The following is a 2,405-nucleotide window of genomic DNA, read 5'->3' on the forward strand; positions in this document are numbered from 1 at the left end:
TATTCGTATTGAGTTAGCTAATCCAAATATATTATTAAGAAAACCTAGAAATTTCTCCTTCTAATTGTTCCCATTCTTCCATTAAAGCGTCTACTTTTGCTTTTTTAGCTTTGTATTTTTCAAAAAAGTTAGGTCTAGAGGAAACTTCATCATAATTTTCTGCTAGTTCTAAATCTATCTTTTCAATTTCTGTTTCTAAATCGGCAATTTCTGTTTCTATATTAGAGAGTTTGTTGTTCAGTTTTTTTAACGCTTTTTCTTGCTCTCTAGATAATTGATTTGCGTCTTTTTTAGAAGTGTCTTTGGCTACTTTTACAACAGTTTTCTTTTCTGCATCTCGCAAACTTTCCATTTTGTGTTGCTCCAAGAAATAATCAATATCACCTAAATATTCTTTTATCTCTTTATCTTTAAAACCATAAACAGTTGTGGTTAATCCTTGTAAAAACTCTCTATCGTGAGAAACCACAATTAAAGTACCATCAAAATTATTTAAGGCTTCTTTTAAAACAGTTTTAGAGGCAATGTCTAAGTGGTTTGTGGGCTCATCCATTATTAAAACATTAAAAGGTTGTAATAATAATTTACATAATGCCAATCTATTACGTTCTCCTCCAGAAAGTACTTTTGCTTTTTTATCTACTGCATCTCCACCAAATAAAAAAGAACCTAGCATGTCTCTTACACGCATTCTGTTGCTGTCTGTAGCAGCATCTTCCATGATTTCTAACACTGTTTTTTCTGGTGGTAAATGTTCTGATTGATTTTGAGCAAAATACCCAATTTGTACATTATGCCCTAGTTTTAAATGACCTTCAAACGGAATTTCACCCACCATCATTTTTGCCAAAGTTGATTTTCCTTGTCCATTTTGGCCAACAAAAGCAATTTTACTGTTTCTTTCTATCAATAAATCTACGTCTTCTAAAACATGTTTATCTCCATAACTTTTAGATAGATTTTCTGCCTCTACAATAATTTTGCCAGGTTCTTTAGAAACTGCAAAACGCACATTCATGGCTTGGTTATCATCTTGGTCTACTTCAATTAACTCTACTTTATCAAGTTGTTTCATTAAAGATTGCGCCATAGATGCTTTACTTGCTTTTGCTTTAAATTTATCTATTAACTGCTGCTTTTGTTTTATTTCTTTTTCTTGATTTTTTTGTGCTTGTAATTGTTTTTCTTTAATTTCTCCTCTTAATAATAGAAATTCTGAATACGGTTTTTTGTAATCGTAAATTTGTCCTAAAGAAATTTCTATGGTTCTGTTGGTTACATTATCTAAAAACATTTTATCGTGAGAAACCAATACAATGGCACCTGCATAAGATTTTAAAAAATTTTCTAACCAAATAATAGATTCGATATCTAAGTGGTTTGTGGGCTCATCTAATAGTAAAATATCATTATTTTGTAATAATAATTTTGCCAATTCTATTCGCATTCTCCATCCACCAGAAAAGGTATCTGTTAGTTTATCAAAATCTTCTCTTTGAAAACCTAAACCTTGCAAAATCTTTTCTGTATCCCCTTGATAATTGTAACCTCCTAAAAGTTCGTAACGTTCTGTTTTTTCGGTTAAATCGTGTATTAACTGCGTGTAACCTTCACTTTCATAATCGGTTCTTGTAGCTAATTGTTCGTTAATTTCATCTAACTGTAATTCTATTTGCTTAATTTCTTCAAAAGCTTGATAGGCTTCTTCTAAAATGGTTCTTCCTTCTACAAAGTCTATATCTTGTCTTAAAAAACCAATTTGTACATCTTTATCAAAAGCCATAGTACCACCACTGCTTTCTATATCTTGAGATAATACTTTTAGCAACGTAGATTTTCCTGCACCGTTTTTACCAATCAATCCAATTCTATCTCCTTTATTGAGTTTAAAGGTTATTCCTGAAAATAAATCAGTTCCCATAAATGAAACTGTTAAATTATGTACGTTTAGCATGAAATGTAATGATTGTTACTTAATTAAAGTTGTAAAAAATTTACCTTTGCAAAAGTATATAATTTTTAAGGTACAGATGTTTAAAAAAGGCACAAAAATATATAGTATAGTAAATGGCAAATGCCCAAGATGTCATGAGGGCGATTTTTTTAAATATAAATTTACATTTCATCCTACAAAAATTACACAATTGCATACAAATTGCCCTAAGTGTAACTTAAAATACATGATGGAGCCTTCATTTTTTTATGGAGCCATGTATGTAAATTACGGAATTACTGTAGCCTTATCTGTAATTACTTTTTTAATTTCTTCGTTAGTTTTTAACTTAACATTACTACAATCTTTTGCAGCAATAATTATTGCTTTAATTGTGTTAGCGCCAGTAAATTTACGTTTGTCTAGAATACTTTGGATAAATATGTTTGTTAGTTATAAAAAATAAGAACTT

General features: G+C 29.9%; 2 protein-coding genes. One reads left to right on the plus strand and one right to left on the minus strand.

Annotated elements, in window-relative coordinates; genetic code table 11:
* Nucleotides 1-34: 34 nt before the first annotated feature.
* A complete protein-coding gene (locus tag ACTG3S_RS10025; protein WP_439129221.1) occupies nt 35-1,954 on the minus strand; it encodes an ABC-F family ATP-binding cassette domain-containing protein in 1,920 nt (639 codons plus the stop codon).
* A gap of 46 nt (nt 1,955-2,000) precedes the next feature.
* Between ACTG3S_RS10025 and ACTG3S_RS10030 the strand changes: the two genes are divergently transcribed.
* On the plus strand, nt 2,001-2,399 hold the full coding sequence (locus ACTG3S_RS10030; RefSeq protein WP_439129222.1) for a DUF983 domain-containing protein: 399 nt from the start codon (nt 2,001-2,003) through the stop codon (nt 2,397-2,399).
* Nucleotides 2,400-2,405 lie beyond the last annotated feature (6 nt).

The sequence above is a fragment of the Polaribacter sp. genome, assembly GCF_965656025.1.
In the GTDB taxonomy this organism is placed as follows: Bacteria; Bacteroidota; Bacteroidia; order Flavobacteriales; family Flavobacteriaceae; genus Polaribacter.